The organism is Wolbachia endosymbiont (group A) of Udea olivalis (genome assembly GCF_964028365.1).
Classification (GTDB): domain Bacteria; phylum Pseudomonadota; class Alphaproteobacteria; order Rickettsiales; family Anaplasmataceae; genus Wolbachia; species Wolbachia pipientis.
Genome location: NZ_OZ034773.1, coordinates 784,978 through 802,650, shown reverse-complemented (window position 1 = coordinate 802,650; position 17,673 = coordinate 784,978). Strand labels below are relative to the sequence as shown.

Sequence of the window (17,673 nt, the reverse complement as noted above, 5' to 3'; positions counted from 1 at the left end):
AAAATTATAGCAATAAAGTTTTTTCTTAAATGGAGGTATATGTGTTTGTTTCTGCAAGCAATGTTAGTTATGGAATGGGGCGAAAAATAGAAAATTGTAGGTTAATGCGAGGGCATACTCAAATAGGATTAGCAGGTCAAGTAGGTTTAACATACCAAGAAGTGAACAGCTATGAGAATGGTTATACTCCTATTCCAATTGGAGTACTATATGTAATAGCAAGAGTATTATCAGTTAATGCTATAGATCTATTACCTAAACCAATAACAGTAAGAGAGTATAAAGATGAAGACGAAGAAATACTCTATCTAACAAAAATATACGAGAATCAAAAGTTAGGCAAAATAGTACCTTCATTAGTCAGGTTTGTTCATATTAGCGAAAAAATCAATCAAGAAGAGGCAAGGTTGGAAATAGCAAAAAATCTAGTGAAAGAAGGAGTGTCAGTTGACATAATTTCCCAAGCAACCGGCTTATCTATTTACGAGTATGATAATACAGAGAAAGAAGTCTGCACTGATTCTATATATTACAGAGTAGGGCAAAGAATAAGAGAATGGAGATTGATAAGGAGATACACTCAAAAAGATTTGGCGGATAAAGTTGGTTTAACACTCAAGGAAATACACGACTATGAAAGAGGGTATACTGCTATAACATTTGATAAATTATATGAAATATCAGATGCATTATCAGTGAATATTAAAGTTCTGCTACCTAAAACAAGAGAAAGCAAAAAGCTATTGAGTTTAATGGATGAGTACGGAGAACAAGAATCATTAGTCAAATCTCTATCTGAAGATATGAAAAGTGGCAAGGAAAAGGTTAAAAAAGCAGAGAAAATCAAGATTGCAAAAGATCTAGTTAAGGAAGGTGTTGCTATTGATATTATTGTGCGAGCAAGTGGCCTAACTGCTGATGAGTTGGGTGAGTGTGAAAATTGAATGTATTTAAGATATAAGTAAAGTTAGTTAATGATTTAACCAGCAGAATTTGCTAACCAACTTTTTTGGCTCAGTTGAATTTTGCTTGGTATAAATTAAGATATGAAATCGCAAAGTTTATCTATTAATTTCTGATTGTCCTCTATCATTGCCTTTGCCTCTTGTTGAAGAGATTTGATATTTTTTGATGTAATGTTATCCATGTCAGCCGACGCTAGCTTCAATTGCGATTGTATTCTTACGTATCTATTGCCTATTACTTGATTCATCTGATAATTTACGCAGTCCAGTCCAGAGGCAAACATCACATTTAACAAAGGTTTTATCCAGCCTATTTTTCCAAATCTCTTTGAATTAGCTATGCTTCTATCTCTTCTTCCAGTACCTATCGATAACAGTACAATATCATCATTTGGAAATAACCTTTTACTACTTGCATATGCACAAGCCGCTGGATTATTGGCAAAAACCCCTCCATCCACTAATACCATTTCCTTTTGGTTGACTTTTAAATATTTAGGTGCAAAGTAAGTAGGTGCTGCAGTTGTAGCTCGTAATGCATCATTCAATTTGATAAAATTTCTATCTTCTTTCCAGCTTTTGAAAAAAAGTGGACAATTATTGTTAATATCGTAACTTGGTATCAGTACCTTACTTAATGTGTTTTTTAGAATATCCTCTCCAAAATATTTATCCAGTACAAATTCAATATTTTTATGTGGATATTGTGCACAGTTAAACCAAGATAATATTGATCTCCTAAAAAATGAAGATTTAAAAATATATGACCCGTATTTTTGGTAAAGCTCGACTAAATCATTGGCTGAATATTGAGGATTTCCTTGTTTATCTTTTTTACATAATCCTGCTATAACAATTCCACCGGTTGAGGTTCCTGCCATTAAGTGAAAGATTTCAGCTATCGGTTTCCTTGCCCTCTTTTCTATTTCTGCTAGTATAATGGCTGGTATGATGCCTCTTATGCCTCCGCCGTCAACTGAAAGGATGTATTTTGCCATGGTTAGGTATTTATTGATTTTATTAACTTGTTCGCTTTTATCGGGATGTGTTTCCTGCCCAAAAGCCACAGTCTGCTTCACGCCTGGAGAAAATTGCACCAACCTAATAATTGATTCCGTAGACTATGCTAAAAAATCTGTGTTGGTTCAGGCATACCAATTTACCTCAAAGCCTATTGCTGAATCCTTGGTTCAAGCTAAAAAGCGTGGAGTTGATATTAAGGTTATTCTAGATGAATCACAAACTAGTTCAAAACATAGTGTAATTAACGAGTTATTTGAGCACAAAATCCCGATATGGATTGACTTTAAACCCGCTATTGCTCATAGCAAGGTAATTATTATTGATGAGCAAAAAATCATAACAGGATCTTTCAATTTCTCTGACGCTGCGCAGAAAAGAAACGCTGAGAATCTACTAATTATAACAGGAGACCCTCCATTAGTTGAGCAATACATCAAAAATTGGAAAGATCGTCAATCTCAATCTGATGCTTACACACCAAAAGTAGAAGAATAATTACTTTAAATCAGCCTTAAGCTCATCCAATTCCTCAGAAAGATTTTTCACCCTTTCCTCAAGTACTAACACTTTTTCCATTAAACCATATTCAATAAGTTTATCGTGAAATTGTACCCTTGAGTCTAGCTTGGATAACCACCATATGATTGCTACTGTTTGGATTAATAACGTGATAATTACTGTAACTGGAACTTTTTGCTTTTTCATGTGAAAGTATTAATCTATTATGGATAGTTTTGGAAGTTTATATACAGATCATAGAAAACTTATAGCTTTAGTGATTACTTTTTGTTGATTCGTATCGGTCCTCTGCTTCTGCAAGTAGCTTTATTATTTCTCTGTAAGGTTTATCTTTATTGTGCCTTGATCTTAGTACAGCTACATCTCTTGGGTTTTTCCCATCCTTATTTCTGATTGTAGGATTTGCGCCTTTCTTCAATAAAAACCTTATGATTTCTAAATCTCCTCGATATGCAGCATTGTGAAGTGCTGTACTTCCATACCCGTTGATAATATTTACATTAATTCCTTCATCTATCAAAAACTTGACAACTTCTAAGCATCCTTCTCCTGCAGCATAATGTAGTGTAGTAAGTTTAGAAATTTGTGTATCTATATCTAATAAATTTTTTACTGAAAACTTCACAACTTCTAAGTTACAATTCTCAGATGCAATCTGCAATATTGTTTTATAATTATCCGTAGCTTTTGCTTTCATATAGCAATAAGTAATAATAACACATACTACTGTTACTATAAACCACCAAAAATGTAGCTTATTTCTTGAGTCTCTATTCATATTCAATACCTTTTTCAATATTAAACATTTGTTTTACTGATTTTTCTTTAACGTTGATGCTGATAACACAGTGCGATAACCTGAACCATCTAACATGTGTTCTGCTCTGTCAATTATCCATTCACCATCTATGTCTTGATGAAATCCTAACAAGCTAAGTTTTGCCTCTGCAAATAGTTCTGGATTACCAGGCATAGTGACATCCAATACTGCATTATTTCGCTTTAATTGTTTTAACTTAGCATTTGCTGCACTTAATGCTGATTCTACATTAGAGTAAAGCGTTTGTATAGTATAACTTGGACTACCAGAACCAGCTATTTCTGATATAGTTTCACCTTTTTCATAGCTATGCCATTTTGCAATTACTGAGTTGTACCTACTCACGGTAAAGTGAACCTTCCAATTTATTGTGTCTTGAGGTCTAATAGCTGTTGTTCCTAAAGCTTTTCCAGTTGCCGACTTTGCTTTGCCTTTTGGAATAAAAAGTATGTATCCGCCAGCTAGCTTTGCCATTGCCTCATATTCTATTGCTATTTTTGTTAATAAACTTATATCACTTTCTTCTATTTGATTAATATGTGGAATCAACACATTTTCAAATTCTTCTGCAACTCTGCATCCATACCCGTGCTTTTCTGCTATTTCCTTAACCAAGTTACCTAGAGTAATTTGATGCCATTCTTTAGATACTTTCTCCTTTAATGATAGTCTTAAATTTGTTGCATGAGCCTTTATTAGTAAGGTTTTAGGTGGACTCTGTACTGTAATTTCATTAATTGTGTATACACCCATGGGCGTCACTCCGATTTCCCTGTACCCTAAAGAAATATTCAATTCATTCGGGATATTTAAGTTTTCATCTCTGTAATCAACATACACTTCAACTACATCGTCTATTGTCCCAGATTCATCTGTAAGGCGCAATGATATAACTCTATCTCTAATTGATTCACATTTATCTATTATAAAATCTGGATGCATTTATTCCCAGACCTTTAATTTTGACTTTTGCATTGGTTTCTGAATAACAGGAAGCTTTATCTTTAATCCAGCAGGCAAAAAGCTTCCGTATTCCGCAAGTCCAGGGTTTTCTTCTAATACTATTTCTACTGCTCCTGCTCCTGAAGTAAATCCATAGTGCTTCCAGCAAATGTAGTCTAGCATATCATTTTCTTTTGCTAAGTAGTATATAGTCATGAATAACGCTTCAAGCTTAAATTAAATTCAACTTTTTTCGGCAATCCACAAGGGAAAAATGATGTTTGCTTTTCTTCTAATTTTGTAATCACAAACTGTCCAAAAACATTTCCCATGTTGTCAACCAAAGTGTGAGGTTCTTCTGCTTCTTTTGCACTATTTAATTGACTTAAATTTCCAGGGTTATGAAAATAAGTTATTCCCTCTAAGTCTATATTTTCCACTCCTTGACCAATATTTTGTAGTGAAGGCATTTTATCGATACATTCAATTACACTCCAACGATTTTCTTTACTATACTTCAAACTTATCGGAGTAAATTTATATGGACCAAGAGATAACATTTAAAGCACATATTCGTTAACCATAAAATCTAAGCAGTGGTTGCTGTTTGATATAAATTTCTTTCTGTATAAACTAAGATCTTTGTTGCCAAAATACATTTTTCAATTGAATAAAAATACAAAATTATCAACAAATGAGACTAAATTCAAAAAATTTTAAAAAACATAATTGATCAATAAAACGTCTCTACTGTATCAAATAAAACATCACGTGATTTTTCTCTTATCCTTTTTATTACTTCATCTGCAAGACTACGAACATCTTGATTTGGCTCTGCTTTAATGCTGATAGTGTAATTATTAGTGATGTTCTGAGTTTTATTTTGTTCTTTATTTTCAAATTTACTCCTTGCAAATATCTTATCATTATCGCTCTCTGTAAACTTTTTCTCCTCAATAAGGCTTTTGATTCTGAAGCTATTCTGATTTCTCTTGGAAAGTTCTTTAATTATACTGTTACCTAGCAAAGGATTTCCACTGTTGAGAATATTACTCTTTAGGGGACTATGTACTGCTTTTATTTCAGTAACAATACTTTTTCTTTTTTCAAATTCTTTCAGTGGACTATTTTCAGAGATTTTTCCAAATGTGCTACTAACTGTATTTCCCATCCATGAAAAAGCTTCTTCTATGGGTTTTATTATCGATTTTATATATCCCCAAAAGCTAGAGAAAAAGTCTTTCACCTTTTGCCAGTTAGTTATAACAAGAGCTGCACCAGTGACAAGACTTGCTATTAAAAGTCCAACTGGGTTACTCATTACAGTGAGTGTTATTGCTCTTAGCCCTGTTATAACTGCAGGAAAAACTGTAGCTGATAAAAATGAAAATACTCCAAGTAGGTTTGCTTTCAGACCAAAAATCGTACTTCCTAGCAATGTAAATCCGTATCCTAGTCCTACTGCTGCAATTTTTAAACTTATCAAAGCTGCTACAGTACCCATGATCGCCGTCGTTAAAGTTGGATATTTTTCTGCAAACTCTGCTATATATCTAGTTTTTTCTTGTAAAAGTTCAGCTATAGATTTTAAAGTAGGCAGCATCACTGAGCCCAGATTCATACCAACTTCAGCTATTGCATTTCGAAGAAGTCGTAATTTACTAGCTGTAGTGTCTACACGATTTTTAAATTCTTTTTGCAGAGAGCTTTTGTACTCTTCTGTGTCAGCTAGTAACTTTATTGCATCTTCGTATTTGTTAAAACTTCCAGCTAATAATGCAATATCATCTTGAAATTCTTGGCCAAAAAGTTTCATCAGGATTTGAGAACGCTCCTGGTTATCCATTTTTTTTAGAGTTTGGAAAAAATATAGCAATGCTTCTTGACCATTTTCGCTTACTCTTTGGGCCATTTCTTCTGCAGTTATTCCCATTTCTTCTAATGCTGCTTTAAACACTTTTCCTTGTCCTTCAGCAGTTTGAAGCCTTGAAAGTAGTGCATTGATTGCAGTTGCAGCTTTTGCTGGTTGTTTGCCTAAACTAATGAAAGCATTTACTAAGCTGCTTGTTTGTTCAAACTTTAATCCAAATTGCTTTGCAGTACCACCAACTATTGCTAGAGCTTCAACCATATCTTTTGCTTTAGCAGCAGTGTTATCTGACAAGTGATTGATTACATTACCAACGTGTTCCATTTCACTAACATTAATTCCATAAACATTAGAGAGTTTAGCTATGGAATCGCCTGCTTGCTCTGCAGACATATCAAATGCTGTAGACATTTTTGCCACTGTTTCTGTAAAATTAAAAAGGTCTTCTTTCTTGATACCAAGCTGTCCACCACTTGCAGCTATTTGTGCTAATTCTGCGGCTGATAATGGTATAGTACGTGACATCTCTTTTAACTTCTTGGCAAATTTATCAGCTTCCTTTGTCTTTTCGTCAAAATCAACCACTTTTGTAACATCAGCCATAGCACTTTCAAAATCAATCGCAACTTTAATTGGCGCTGCAAGCGAAAGACCTAGTCCAACAGTCTCTATAATTTGTGACTTAAAATGTGCTTTGCTTGCTAAAAAACTTTGGTGACTACGTATTGCAGACCCAAGCTTACCATACTTACCTTTTAGCACTTCAATAGAAGAACCAAGTTTATATTGATCACTTACTAATGACTTAATATTTCTTCCACTTTTTCTTACTTCCTCATTGAATGAATGCAAAGCATCTCTCTTCCTTAAGTATGCCTCTTTTGCTTTTGTTGCAGAAAATTTAGCTTTATCAAACTCAGCTTTTAAAGTTTTGCTCGGTTTCTCTATTGCCTTCATTTGTTTAGCTAAAGATTTTACTTGATCTTCAAAGCCTTTCCATGACCTCTTGCTAGTCAAAACATCATGACCTAACTGCTTAAACTTTGATACTGATTTTAAAGATGAGTCAAGCTTTCTTATATTCTCACCAAGATGAGTAAGTTGACTGCTACTTCCTTTTATTACAGTACTGAAACTGCCATCTAGGACTGCTCCAATTTTTATAGATAACGTTGACATTGTACCTTCCTCGCTGCTTCATTCCATAGGATAAATTCATTAATTTCCATTTCAAGTATTTGCTCAACCCCGCCCCCTACAACAGAGCTGAACATTAATACTTCTGACCTCAAGTCCTTTGAATAACTGGTGAAAAAAAATCCTTTAATACCTCTTGTACTTTTACATAATCAGCAATATCTAACTCTTCAATTGCTTCTTTTGCAACTGATGTCAAATTGGCAGTCAAAGTTACTTCCTTATTTAGGTCACTACCATTAATGCGTTCTATTGCCAAATAGTCTCTAACTTTTGGACGTCTAATAGTAAGTTCTGAGACAGAAATTCCATCAACTGTTATTGGGTTATTAAGTGTTATAGTTTCCATAAAATTCTCCTAAAAAATAAAATATTTTTACACTTTTAAAGTTATTTTAATATACTTCTCCTTAAAAAATAAAATTTCAAATAAGTTTTCATATTCCTAGAATCGTTTGCAGCAAGGCCATCTGATCAACACCATTTATCTTTCTAATCATATTTTCAGCGTCGATCTCTATCAGTTCATTACCACCTATCGTAAGTTTATAATAATGGGCAGCTACAGTGCATTTGAGAGTGGCTTTTTCAGCAGGTTTCCAGCTACCAAAATCAAATTCTTTGAATATGCCCCTTAAATTGATTATTACTCCTTCAATATCATTGCTACCACTACCTTGCATTCCTCCACGGAGCGTTAAAGATACTGAGTTTCCATTTATCAAGCCAAAAAGTCTAAATAGTTCTGAATCATACTCAGCGAAAGTAAAGTCTGCTTCAAGCTTTTCCATGCCCATGTCAATATTTATTGGGATATCCATACCACCAGCACGATATTCTTCGGTTTTTATGGTGAGCTTTGGTAACGTTATCTCATCAATTTTTCCTGCATAACCCCGACCATCTACGAATACATTAAAATTCTTTAAAATCTTCGGTAACATCTCTTTCTCCCATTTTTATAATATTGTACCACTCACAAGATGTGACCTGAAAGTAATCTGCTCAGCTGGATATGGTGGCGTGAACTCAAAATCAAAAGACACTTTCCCGCTTGCAATATTTGCCGGTGTATTGAGTTCAGGTGTTGCATAACATTTTCCGCTAATAATAGCTCCTTGTGCTTTTAAATTGGCCAAATAAGAATTCACCCCCTCAATTACATCATCTATATAAGTTTTGGTAATATTGCGATCAACTGCCCATAAATGAGCTCGAAGTAAACTATCGTTAATTAAATCTGCAGTCCTTCTCACTGACAGAAAAGCCCATTTTGAGTCATTTGAACATGTCCTATTTCCCCAAAGCCTATAGCCATTTTGATGAATTATCGTTGTTACTTCATTTTCATTCAAGTGGTTTGCTCTACAATTTATATTACCGAGCGTAAAATCAATAGGCCTGCTTGTTCCAACAATACCATTTATCTCTTTATTTGAAGGTGAATGCCAAAATCCTTGTTCGCTATCTACTTTTGCTATTAAACCAGCTACAAATGGGCTTGCTGGCAAGATTTCTTCTTCAATAAGTACCTTCACCCATGGATCAACTACGTAAACTCTTGAGCTGCCTACACTTTTTCTCCACTTGATTGCTTCTTCATCATTGGTATTTGGTCCATCTGCTACTATTATGCTTCTCAGCTTTTCTGCTATAGGAATTAATGCTGCAACCACTGGATTTTTGCCATCTTCAGCTTCTGGGAGTTGGTGAGTAAATTGAGGTGCAATTAATATTCTTGGGGCAACATGAATTATACTTTCACTGCTGAGGAATGCCTCTATTCCCTGATATTCTCCAGTTTCTTCGTCAACTCCACCAATTATATTCTTTAGCGTCTCTTCTTCTTTTAATTTTAGATCGCTGTTTTCACTTTCTTCAACTCGAATAACTACTACTGTTGCACCGATTTGGGAAAATATTCCATTTACTGCAGAAGGTAAACTGCCACTCTTTCCGAGCTTTGCTGCTTCCTTTAAGCTTCCTGCAATTAACACTGGTTTATTTAGCGGAAACTTTTGCTCATCAGCTTCAGGTGCAGTACCAATTACACCTATCACTGATGATTTAGCTGTACGTACTGTTTTTGCTCCTGAGGTTACCTCAATAACATTTACTCCATGTAAAAATTCTTCAGCCATTTCTTTGTATCTTTTGTTTAAAATCGTTTAGTAAGTTCTCCAGCTCATTTTCACTTTTGGCTTCTGCAATTTTCTTCTTGGTAATGTCTTCCAACTCTTCACATTTAATTATTTCTTTTACTGCTTTTTTTACTTTTTCTTCAATTATTCTTGCCATTTCGATAATTGTAATACCACGGACTTTTGCTAAAGGCTCTATAATTTCTTTATCCTTTTCATCTATAGATTCTGGTGCTGCTAGAATGCTTTTTGCGGCTTCCGCTTGAATCTCATAAGATTTAGCTTTTTGGTGAGAATAACCTGCATATTGGTGAGTATGATTATCATAATAGAAACGCATACTATCAAATGCACAAAGCTTCGCATTATCCAGTAACTCCTTTTGTATATCTTCTTTAGTACGCTGAGCAATTTCTCCTCCTTCTGTTAACTGATAACTCTTTTGCCAGTCGAAATTCTTTGGCGCTTCATACCAATCATTTCCAGTTGGCTTGTTTTCAAGTGTTGTTGTTTCAATCTGCTTGTGGTTTTCAAAACGTATATAAATAGTCACAAATTCCTCCTCATTGCCATATTTGATCAGTTCGTTCTAATCCTGGACATTGCCAAGCTTTTAGCGTTCTCTCTACATCTATCTCAAGCCCTGTAGTTAAAAAATTGCTGCGAAAATTGTATACTCCCCATTGCATAAATTGAGTGTAATAATTATTGCTACTCGTATAATAGTACGGTGATGTGTAAAATAAGATTGCTACTGTTTTATTACTTGGAATAACTACGCCACCAGAACTAGAAAATCCACTGCTTGAACTTCCTAAATTATAAATATTTTGCCAACTAATTGATGATATTTGCCCTTTATTAGTGTTGGTATTATTAGGCGTTCCTACAAATGCTCCTGCTCCTTCATATTGTGAACTCCAAGACGCTGAACCAACAAAATTTAATGTTCTGGTTATGTTACTGCTTGCAGTGTTTTTTACAAATATTACTCCCAGTAGTGCATATGGATAAGAGTACTCATTCGAAGAAGCCGTATAACGCGAATACAACTCTCTATAGATAAATGTTCCGTTTTTACCTTGAATAAAATATATGCTTGGTGGCTTATAAAATGAAACATAATTTGTGCTATAGTTATGACAACCTACTATAAGGCTAAACATATTGTTAGTGTATGACGTATCGATATACCATTTACCAAGCTCAGTTGTAAAATGGCCACTTCCCCAGTTATAGTCATTATTCCTACTCAAAACGCCAAATAAAAATGGTAATGACCCAGATTCAACCATATTGCGCTTTTTTATCTCTTTTATAATTGATGACCCACTTGGCACATCATTAATAACTTCGAAGTTTTTGACCAAGCCTTTTAACGTGGAAAGTTGATCTGCTCCAGTACTGTTGATTGCTGCAATATTGGCATTCTTTCTCGTATCAAGTAGTGATAAATTTGTAGTTCCTTTTTCATCTATTTTCTTTAACGACTTTCCTTCTAATTCAGAGATTGCCGCTAATGCATTGTTTTTACTACTATCTAATTTATTTAAATGACTTGTGCTACTGTCAAGAAGCTCTTTTAATTTTGCATCAGTCATCTGTACAATATCAAGTACTGTACTTTGCCCAGCAATAGATTCTAGAGATTTTGCAAGATAGGCGAGTTGATCAGGGGTAGCATTTACGGATAAATCTTTTAGTCTCTGATGCAATGCATAAACTACTTCTTTGGCAATTGTCATTCATTACCCCATAAATTTAAAAAATCTTCAAATCTAAATCGTTTAAAATTATTTTTTAGTTGATTATGCTCATCTTCTCTTTCGGTAATATCTTCATCTATTTTTTCTATAGCTCTGCGAATACGTACTACATCTTGAACTGCAATATTCTCTGGATGTGGCAATGGATATCCTCGTTTGGTTTGATCAAAAGTCATTTAAATTTTATGTTACTATTACTCTGAGATTTTTGACTTTAGGACGATAAACAACCGTTCCACTTAAAACCAATTTTACCCTCGTCTCATTAGCACTAAAATTTGATAGTACATGAGTTCTCTCCACCCAGCTTTCTCCAATTGGTTTTCCTGATGTTAAATTTACTAATTGCCAATCCACGTTTTTTTGTACATATGCTTTAACATCTGCAGTGCCAGGTATCAGCGCATCATATGTTATGGTAATTTTAGTGTTAGCTCCTGCTGTAATACTTCTTGTAACATAATCTCCGGACTCTGAAAGATTACCCAGAACTAGCTGTAACCCTGGATATAGCACTGGACTTTTTTCTTTTGACCCTTTTAAATTTGCCTTTACTGTTAACTCTCCAGATAGTCTTTCACGCAGCGCGAGCGGCAAATTATCAGATAGAAAGTTTTCTTTTCCCTCTTCATCTGTTAAGATAAATTCTACATTGGTATCAAATGCTACTTTTTCAACATTTGTTAAAACTATTAAATCTGATACGTTGTTTACAGTAACTTTCCCAAGATCAATAACATAAGAATTTTCACTAAATTTTGCAGCTAGTAGTCGAAACGTTAAATCTAAATTTTGATGTGGAGTCCAGGTGCTTGCATTGCTTGATGACAGTAATACTCCTACTTGATATGGCTGGCTTGTTACCCAACGGCTATTTACTGCATCATATTTGCCAAGTTCTGCTATCTTTACTGCAGTACCAGGATCATCAGTAAGCAGTACTATTGCATACTCCTCTCCTGCATGGCAAAACACTGGTGACCAAGTTATACGTGTTGCTGTGCCATCTATCTTTATATCTTTTGGCTCAATATAACTTTTAGCAATGACAGTCTGCGAGGGCATTCCCACTGCTGTTTCTCTAATCTGCACAGCAACACGTTTTTTGCCGTTATTTACAAACCATAACTCTAGACCTCCTATGTGTCTGCTCTCATTTAAAGTAAATGTTTGCGCTAAAGGATCAACTCTTCTTGCTGCGATAACTCTTCTTCTTTCTTCTATAGTAATAGTTTTTTTACCAGTATAAGTTGCCTCTCCATAGCTTCCTTTATCCCCATAAAACTGTACTAATTTAGTACCTGCTGGAATGTTTGCTGGTACTTTCACCTTTCCCTTTAATTTTCCCTGGTTGTTAGCTCTTTTTTCCACTTTTTTTTCCTCTATGCCATAGGTATAATAGAAATGCCATCAAATTTTATTTCCTTAAGCTTTTCATCTGGCTCAAAACCTTCAATTTCAAAATTCTGTACTGCTTCTCTCATAAATTCAGTTTCGTATGAAGTACTTGACAGCAGCTCTGTCGTTTCTTTAACATTAAATACTCTTGTTACTGGACTTTTCCAATTTGTTTTTACCTCCGTCCAGTGATCTATATTTTTATTTAGAGTAATTTGTGCCGGTACTGGATCAAAAGCTTGGTATGGATTGATCTTTTCTCCTTTAGTCTGTAAAAGCTGCTCCAGTACCGGTTCAAGTTCATACGGCAAAAGATATCTTTCCCCACCTTTTTCAATATCTGCAACTTCTACATCTATTGGCAGAACTAGCTCTCTATTTACTATTGCTGCAGACTGCGAAATTCCTTGATCACGCATATCATCATCAAAGAATGAATCAACAAATACTCCTTTTTTGGTGGTAGGTTCTCTTGAATTTGCATCATTGCGTAGACGTTCCTCTGCAACCAGCGCATAAAGATCATTTATTCCTTTTTTCATTGCTTCAAGCTCATTCATCGGTACAGCATGAATAGCATTATTCACTATTTTTACCCCTTCGCCTTTTTTCCACGTCTGATGAATGTAGCAGAGCAAAAGTTGTCCAGAAGGCGCTTTAGGCATCGATGGTCGCCAAGGGTGAGAAATTCCTTTTATTCTTCTTACTACTCCTTTGCTATCGATAGTAATTAAATCATAGCGGGGCATTTTCCAGGTGTAATCAATTAGAACCAGACTATTATCAACTGCTCCCCTTACTTTACATCCCTCTTCATTTATATCTTCAGGACTTATATGAGTGCGACAGCGATAGGTTATCAGGTAACTACTTCCAGGTGCTGGTTCTTTGCCAGGTAATGACCAATCAACGTTTCCTGCGTTTAATTTGTAATCTATACTATTTTCATAAATAACATTGCCTTGTTTAATTTGAATAATCTCAAGTACTGCAGAGTCAGGTATCGGATCAATAGCTCCAGAATATGAACCGTGAGTAATGGTAATGGTTTTTTGAACAGTTATATCTACTTTTTTAATTTCACTTATTGGAAAATCATTCACCTTCAGTTCCATTACTCTTTGGCTATTTGGCTGAAAAGTATGTGGTTCTAATTCAACTGATTTTATATCTGGATCGTCATCAAAAGAAACACGAATACTGTGAGGAAGTTCAATCTCATAGCCATCAACATGAGCTTTGCCCTCATTAATCACAAATATTTTTTTTTCCCCTTTTCGTCCCCTTCTTCTCTCTGCAAACACATTACTTCAAGGCCATTTACTACGTAAGATCCATTTGCTTCTTTATCATAACGAGCAAGAGCTGTAGTTACTATGTTTGCTTGTGGTGGCGGTGAATGTTCTATTAATACTCCATTTTCAATGTTATAAATTGGATAAAATTCTCCTTCAGAAAAACGTGGAGAAAGACCTTCTGCTTGATAACCCCAAATGGTGGAAACTTTAAGCCTTGCAGCTCCTACTTCCTGATAGTTTCTTGTACCAACAGCAGGATCACGAAGATTTTCGTCCTCAAGTTCTGTAATTGTAGATTCTAGATAATAAACACCTATACGAACTGTGGTACTCAGTGGAATAACAAACTCTTCTTTTTCGACTTTTCTAACTGCTCCACGCAGATAGATTTTTCCTCCTTCAAGAGTAACTTTACCAGTTTCTCTATCTATAATACAATTACTTCCTGTTACAACATCACCATCACGAAATATTGCATCTCCTATGCCTTTAAGCTTAGAAAGAGCATACTCCTGAGTTTCATTTAATTCTGCAGACTGTAAACCTCTTCCTGCCAGGAACAAGCTTTTTTCGTATTCTTTGTCAGGATTAAAGCGGTTATAATAGCTATTTAAGGTCATCTTTTTTCTCTGCCACTTTGAACTATTCCATCATGTAGAATAGCCCATCCGGTTTGTTTCCCTAAATCTAGTGTTAGTATTGACATTCTGTAAGATATTTGTTTGGAGGTAGCCTAAGCAATAACATGGACACTTAAGTTACCTCTTGAAAATAGTGGGAGTGAAAATTACGAGTTTCAAACTTTCATACCCCTCTACTAATATATATCGCAAAAACTTCACAGAATGTTCAAAAAAATATTATTTTTTATGTTTTTTCAAATTACGCTGAACAAATTCATTTCATTTTGCGATTAATTACTTATGAGGAAACAGAAAAAATCCCTGATAAGTTTTAATGGAGAATTTATGAATATTTCATGCGATTTCAACAATACTATTTCACAAAGTTATCTACCATCATCAGAAGAAACAGCGAACATAAAATTAAGGCTTCTGGCCGATCTCAGATCTTGTCTTTCTTACTTGCTACCAAATGGGGTTTTTCATGGTAATAGGTTTTATGTAGGTGATGTACATGGTAATCGAGGAAAAAGTTTAGTAGTAGAATTAACTGGTAGTAAAGCTGGGCTTTGGAAAGATTTTGCAACAAATCAAGGTGGTGATATTATTGATCTTTGGGCAGAAGTACACTCCAAAACAGAATTTCATGAGATAATGGCTTCTATAGCTGAGTGTCTTGGGTATAACAAAAAATATACAGAGAAGCAATACATTGACGAAGACTTTGAGAAATTTATTACCTACAGTTGGAATTATTATGATGAAAATGGTCAGGTGATTGTAAAAGTTTACCGTTCTGATTTTCCTGGAAAGAAAAAAGTATACAAGCCTTTTAATGTTAAAACGTTGAGTTATAAAGCACCTGATACAAGACCACTATACAATATCCCTGGTATTTTGAAGTCTGATAAAATCATTCTTGTTGAAGGTGAAAAATGCGCAGAAGCACTAATAGAAAAAGGAATTACTGCAACAACCACAATGTCTGGAGCAAATGCAGATGCGGACAAAACTGACTGGTCACAACTTAAAGGCAAGCATATTGTTATTTGGCCGGATAACGATGAGCCTGGTAAACAATATGCTGAAAATGCTACTACAAAACTTCTCAGCTTAGGTATTGCATCGCTTTCTATAGTCAAAATTCCAGAAGGTAAACCAAAAGGTTGGGATGCTGCGGACTATGTACAAGAAAACACAAATGTTTCTGACTTCATTGAAAATAACTTGAAAAAGGTAATTATTAGACCACCACTGAACATTTTAGACTGGAGTGCAGATCGTTTTGTAGGTCCAGTACCAGAGCAAAAGTTTCTTGTTGAAGGAATATTTCCTTTGGGTGTTACTTCAATAGTAGCTGCTATGGGAGATACAGGTAAGGGTATGCTACTCCTCGATTTGGCGCTTAAGGTTGCAAGTGACACAGATCAGATATGTGGTTTTGGTTCACCTGTTACTGAACATGGATCAGTAGTAATCTTTTCAGCAGAAGATGATGCAGGCGAGGTACACCGTCGGCTTGAACGTCTTGATCCTGAATGTAAAAGATTAAAATTTAAAGATAAGCTGTTTATAGTACCACTACCAAACGTAAGAGGATCACTGACAATACTGAGAAGTATTCGTGGTAAAATTATTGAAGTTTCGCCTGAATTTGAGTCTATAATAAAACAACTTGATAAAATTAAAGATCTGAAATTAGTTGTGTTTGATCCTCTTGCATCGTTTATTCATGCAGACATAAATGCTGATCCTGCTGTAGGAGATTATCTAATGTGTTTATTGTCTGATTTAGCATGTAGTACCGGAGCTTCGATAGTTACTGCTCATCATCTGAGAAAACCAAAAGGAGAAAAGCCTATATTAACTGCTGAACAAGCACGTGATGCAATTAGAGGCACATCTGCTCTTGTTAATGGTGTCAGATGCTCATATGCTTTTTGGCCAGTAGAAGGTACAGCTAAGCCAGAGATCTTTCAATCAATAGGAGAAGCTCCAAGACAGAATGCGTTATTTTATGGAGCAGTTGTTAAGGCAAATGGTTTAGCTGACCGAACTGTACGTACTTACCTGAGAAACCAAGAAACAGGGCTATTAGAAGATATAACAGTGCAACTAAAAGGTAAAAATGCTAGTGAAAAAGACCTTAAAATGTATCTTGTTGATGCAATTGCAAGATCTGCTGTTGCAGGGCATCCATTCACTCATACAGGAAATACAGGAGTATACAAACAACGGCACAGATTACCTGATATTCTTCATGGTCTAGGGAGAGATAGACTAGAGCGTATAGTACAAGAACTTCTACAAACAAAGAAGTTAGTAAAAGGAATGTCTACAGGCTCGAGAGAAGATAAATGGCTTGATGTTAGAGAAGGCCCTTTTGCTCGTGGTGTTGGAAAATTTACTCATGGAGCTGAAGGTATTATACCAAATCTCATTGCTAACAAGACAAATTAGAAACAGCCCTTTTTGACTATAATTGAAGAGTTTAAGCAAATTCATAATATGTTCTATTTGTCTTTCCAATAACAAAATTAGTTGTAGATAAAATTACGGGTAAGCTCTTCAAGCATCTGAGGGTTTACCCTATTTTTTTATTACAAGCATTGGAATACATTATATATTATAACTTCAACTAGAAGTTGATAGAATATATAAAAAATCATACCACTAATAATTGAATTATGTTCCTATTCCTGCGTTACTGAATCAGTAATCAGAAATTAAGGAATGAAAAATACCTCTAGAAACCTAAACTTTATACTCTCTATTCCTAAAAGTGTTCCTAGAAAGCACCCCTCTAAAGTTGGCCATTATGGCTGATTCTACGTTCCTAAAACCCTTATATTATTATATAATATATATGAGTAATAAATAAAAGTAATAATAAATATAAATAATAGTAAATTACAAACAGTATAAAATGTTAATGAAAGTAAAAAGACTACAAAAATATTACTAAGATATTTAAATTGAATAAAAAAGAACAAATGACTCACAATAGCGTTTTTAAAAGATTCTACGACTTTAAGGTCAATTATACTACCTTGAACTAAAGAACGCTTATAAACCACATTAAAACCGATTAAAAGGCAATTAACACTACAT

General features: G+C 34.7%; 17 protein-coding genes and 2 pseudogenes. 3 read left to right on the top strand and 16 right to left on the bottom strand.

Annotation, left to right across the window (positions count from 1 at the left end; genetic code table 11):
* Positions 1-29 precede the first annotated feature (29 nt).
* Positions 30-944 (top strand): helix-turn-helix domain-containing protein, encoded by a 915-nt coding sequence (locus ABWU32_RS03710; RefSeq protein ID WP_410541999.1) that lies wholly within the window; start codon positions 30-32, stop codon positions 942-944.
* 95 nt (positions 945-1,039) lie between these two features.
* On the opposite strand, the gene ABWU32_RS03705 is transcribed toward ABWU32_RS03710, so the two are convergent.
* A complete protein-coding gene (locus tag ABWU32_RS03705; RefSeq protein WP_353278906.1) occupies positions 1,040-1,963 on the bottom strand; it encodes a patatin-like phospholipase family protein in 924 nt (307 codons plus the stop codon).
* On the opposite strand from ABWU32_RS03705, the gene ABWU32_RS03700 reads away from it, so the two are divergent.
* A complete protein-coding gene (locus ABWU32_RS03700; protein WP_353278904.1) occupies positions 1,962-2,483 on the top strand; it encodes a phospholipase D family protein in 522 nt (173 codons plus the stop codon). The genes ABWU32_RS03705 and ABWU32_RS03700 overlap by 2 nt on opposite strands.
* Here ABWU32_RS03700 and ABWU32_RS03695 read toward each other — a convergent pair whose 3' ends face one another.
* The 15 genes and pseudogenes from ABWU32_RS03695 to ABWU32_RS03625 all read right to left on the bottom strand — a co-directional run.
* Entirely contained in the window at positions 2,484-2,693 is a 210-nt protein-coding gene (locus ABWU32_RS03695) for a hypothetical protein (RefSeq protein ID WP_353278902.1), read from the bottom strand.
* Positions 2,694-2,760: 67 nt separating this feature from the next.
* Positions 2,761-3,285, bottom strand: a complete 525-nt coding sequence (locus ABWU32_RS03690; RefSeq protein WP_353278900.1) for an ankyrin repeat domain-containing protein — start codon at positions 3,283-3,285, stop codon at positions 2,761-2,763.
* 33 nt (positions 3,286-3,318) lie between these two features.
* Positions 3,319-4,269 (bottom strand): phage tail protein, encoded by a 951-nt coding sequence (locus ABWU32_RS03685; protein WP_353278898.1) that lies wholly within the window; start codon positions 4,267-4,269, stop codon positions 3,319-3,321.
* Positions 4,270-4,485, bottom strand: coding sequence for a tail protein X (locus ABWU32_RS03680; protein WP_353278896.1), 216 nt, complete (start codon positions 4,483-4,485; stop codon positions 4,270-4,272).
* Positions 4,482-4,829 (bottom strand): phage tail protein, encoded by a 348-nt coding sequence (locus ABWU32_RS03675; RefSeq protein WP_353278894.1) that lies wholly within the window; start codon positions 4,827-4,829, stop codon positions 4,482-4,484. Before ABWU32_RS03675 ends, ABWU32_RS03680 begins: the two co-directional genes overlap by 4 nt.
* 173 nt (positions 4,830-5,002) lie before the next feature.
* On the bottom strand, positions 5,003-7,318 hold the full coding sequence (locus ABWU32_RS03670; protein ID WP_353278892.1) for a phage tail tape measure protein: 2,316 nt from the start codon (positions 7,316-7,318) through the stop codon (positions 5,003-5,005).
* A gap of 109 nt (positions 7,319-7,427) precedes the next feature.
* Complete coding sequence (locus ABWU32_RS03665) at positions 7,428-7,685, bottom strand: phage tail assembly protein (RefSeq protein ID WP_353278890.1); 258 nt, start codon at positions 7,683-7,685, stop codon at positions 7,428-7,430.
* An 88-nt stretch (positions 7,686-7,773) separates the two neighbouring features.
* Entirely contained in the window at positions 7,774-8,280 is a 507-nt protein-coding gene (locus ABWU32_RS03660) for a phage major tail tube protein (RefSeq protein WP_353278888.1), read from the bottom strand.
* Between the two features lie 15 nt (positions 8,281-8,295).
* The gene (locus ABWU32_RS03655) at positions 8,296-9,477 is read right to left on the bottom strand and encodes a phage tail sheath subtilisin-like domain-containing protein (RefSeq protein ID WP_353278886.1); all 1,182 of its coding nucleotides are present in this window, start codon (positions 9,475-9,477) and stop codon (positions 8,296-8,298) included.
* Complete coding sequence (locus tag ABWU32_RS03650) at positions 9,470-10,030, bottom strand: hypothetical protein (RefSeq protein ID WP_353278884.1); 561 nt, start codon at positions 10,028-10,030, stop codon at positions 9,470-9,472. The genes ABWU32_RS03655 and ABWU32_RS03650 overlap by 8 nt, the downstream gene beginning before the upstream one ends.
* 10 nt (positions 10,031-10,040) lie before the next feature.
* Positions 10,041-11,222, bottom strand: a complete 1,182-nt coding sequence (locus ABWU32_RS03645) for a hypothetical protein (RefSeq protein WP_353278882.1) — start codon at positions 11,220-11,222, stop codon at positions 10,041-10,043.
* The gene (locus ABWU32_RS03640; protein WP_353278880.1) at positions 11,219-11,419 is read right to left on the bottom strand and encodes a hypothetical protein; all 201 of its coding nucleotides are present in this window, start codon (positions 11,417-11,419) and stop codon (positions 11,219-11,221) included. Before ABWU32_RS03640 ends, ABWU32_RS03645 begins: the two co-directional genes overlap by 4 nt.
* A gap of 7 nt (positions 11,420-11,426) precedes the next feature.
* Entirely contained in the window at positions 11,427-12,614 is a 1,188-nt protein-coding gene (locus ABWU32_RS03635; RefSeq protein ID WP_353278878.1) for a hypothetical protein, read from the bottom strand.
* A gap of 11 nt (positions 12,615-12,625) precedes the next feature.
* Positions 12,626-14,559: pseudogene (locus ABWU32_RS03630) on the bottom strand (DUF4815 domain-containing protein).
* 11 nt (positions 14,560-14,570) lie between these two features.
* Positions 14,571-14,645, bottom strand: a pseudogene (locus ABWU32_RS03625) (Holliday junction resolvase); the annotation flags it as partial.
* A 217-nt stretch (positions 14,646-14,862) separates the two neighbouring features.
* Between ABWU32_RS03625 and ABWU32_RS03620 the strand changes: the two are divergent.
* Positions 14,863-17,022: an AAA family ATPase gene (locus tag ABWU32_RS03620; protein ID WP_265027821.1), complete on the top strand. Its 2,160-nt coding sequence runs from the start codon at positions 14,863-14,865 to the stop codon at positions 17,020-17,022.
* Positions 17,023-17,673 lie beyond the last annotated feature (651 nt).

Coding starts and splice junctions, on each gene's coding strand:
- ABWU32_RS03710 (WP_410541999.1), top strand. CDS start 30: ATGGAGGTATATGTGTTTGTTTCTGCAAGCAATGTTAGTTATGGAATG.
- ABWU32_RS03700 (WP_353278904.1), top strand. CDS start 1,962: ATGGTTAGGTATTTATTGATTTTATTAACTTGTTCGCTTTTATCGGGA.
- ABWU32_RS03705 (WP_353278906.1), bottom strand. CDS start 1,963: ATGGCAAAATACATCCTTTCAGTTGACGGCGGAGGCATAAGAGGCATC.
- ABWU32_RS03695 (WP_353278902.1), bottom strand. CDS start 2,693: ATGAAAAAGCAAAAAGTTCCAGTTACAGTAATTATCACGTTATTAATC.
- ABWU32_RS03690 (WP_353278900.1), bottom strand. CDS start 3,285: ATGAATAGAGACTCAAGAAATAAGCTACATTTTTGGTGGTTTATAGTA.
- ABWU32_RS03685 (WP_353278898.1), bottom strand. CDS start 4,269: ATGCATCCAGATTTTATAATAGATAAATGTGAATCAATTAGAGATAGA.
- ABWU32_RS03680 (WP_353278896.1), bottom strand. CDS start 4,485: ATGACTATATACTACTTAGCAAAAGAAAATGATATGCTAGACTACATT.
- ABWU32_RS03675 (WP_353278894.1), bottom strand. CDS start 4,829: ATGTTATCTCTTGGTCCATATAAATTTACTCCGATAAGTTTGAAGTAT.
- ABWU32_RS03670 (WP_353278892.1), bottom strand. CDS start 7,318: ATGTCAACGTTATCTATAAAAATTGGAGCAGTCCTAGATGGCAGTTTC.
- ABWU32_RS03665 (WP_353278890.1), bottom strand. CDS start 7,685: ATGGAAACTATAACACTTAATAACCCAATAACAGTTGATGGAATTTCT.
- ABWU32_RS03660 (WP_353278888.1), bottom strand. CDS start 8,280: ATGTTACCGAAGATTTTAAAGAATTTTAATGTATTCGTAGATGGTCGG.
- ABWU32_RS03655 (WP_353278886.1), bottom strand. CDS start 9,477: ATGGCTGAAGAATTTTTACATGGAGTAAATGTTATTGAGGTAACCTCA.
- ABWU32_RS03645 (WP_353278882.1), bottom strand. CDS start 11,222: ATGACAATTGCCAAAGAAGTAGTTTATGCATTGCATCAGAGACTAAAA.
- ABWU32_RS03640 (WP_353278880.1), bottom strand. CDS start 11,419: ATGACTTTTGATCAAACCAAACGAGGATATCCATTGCCACATCCAGAG.
- ABWU32_RS03620 (WP_265027821.1), top strand. CDS start 14,863: ATGAGGAAACAGAAAAAATCCCTGATAAGTTTTAATGGAGAATTTATG.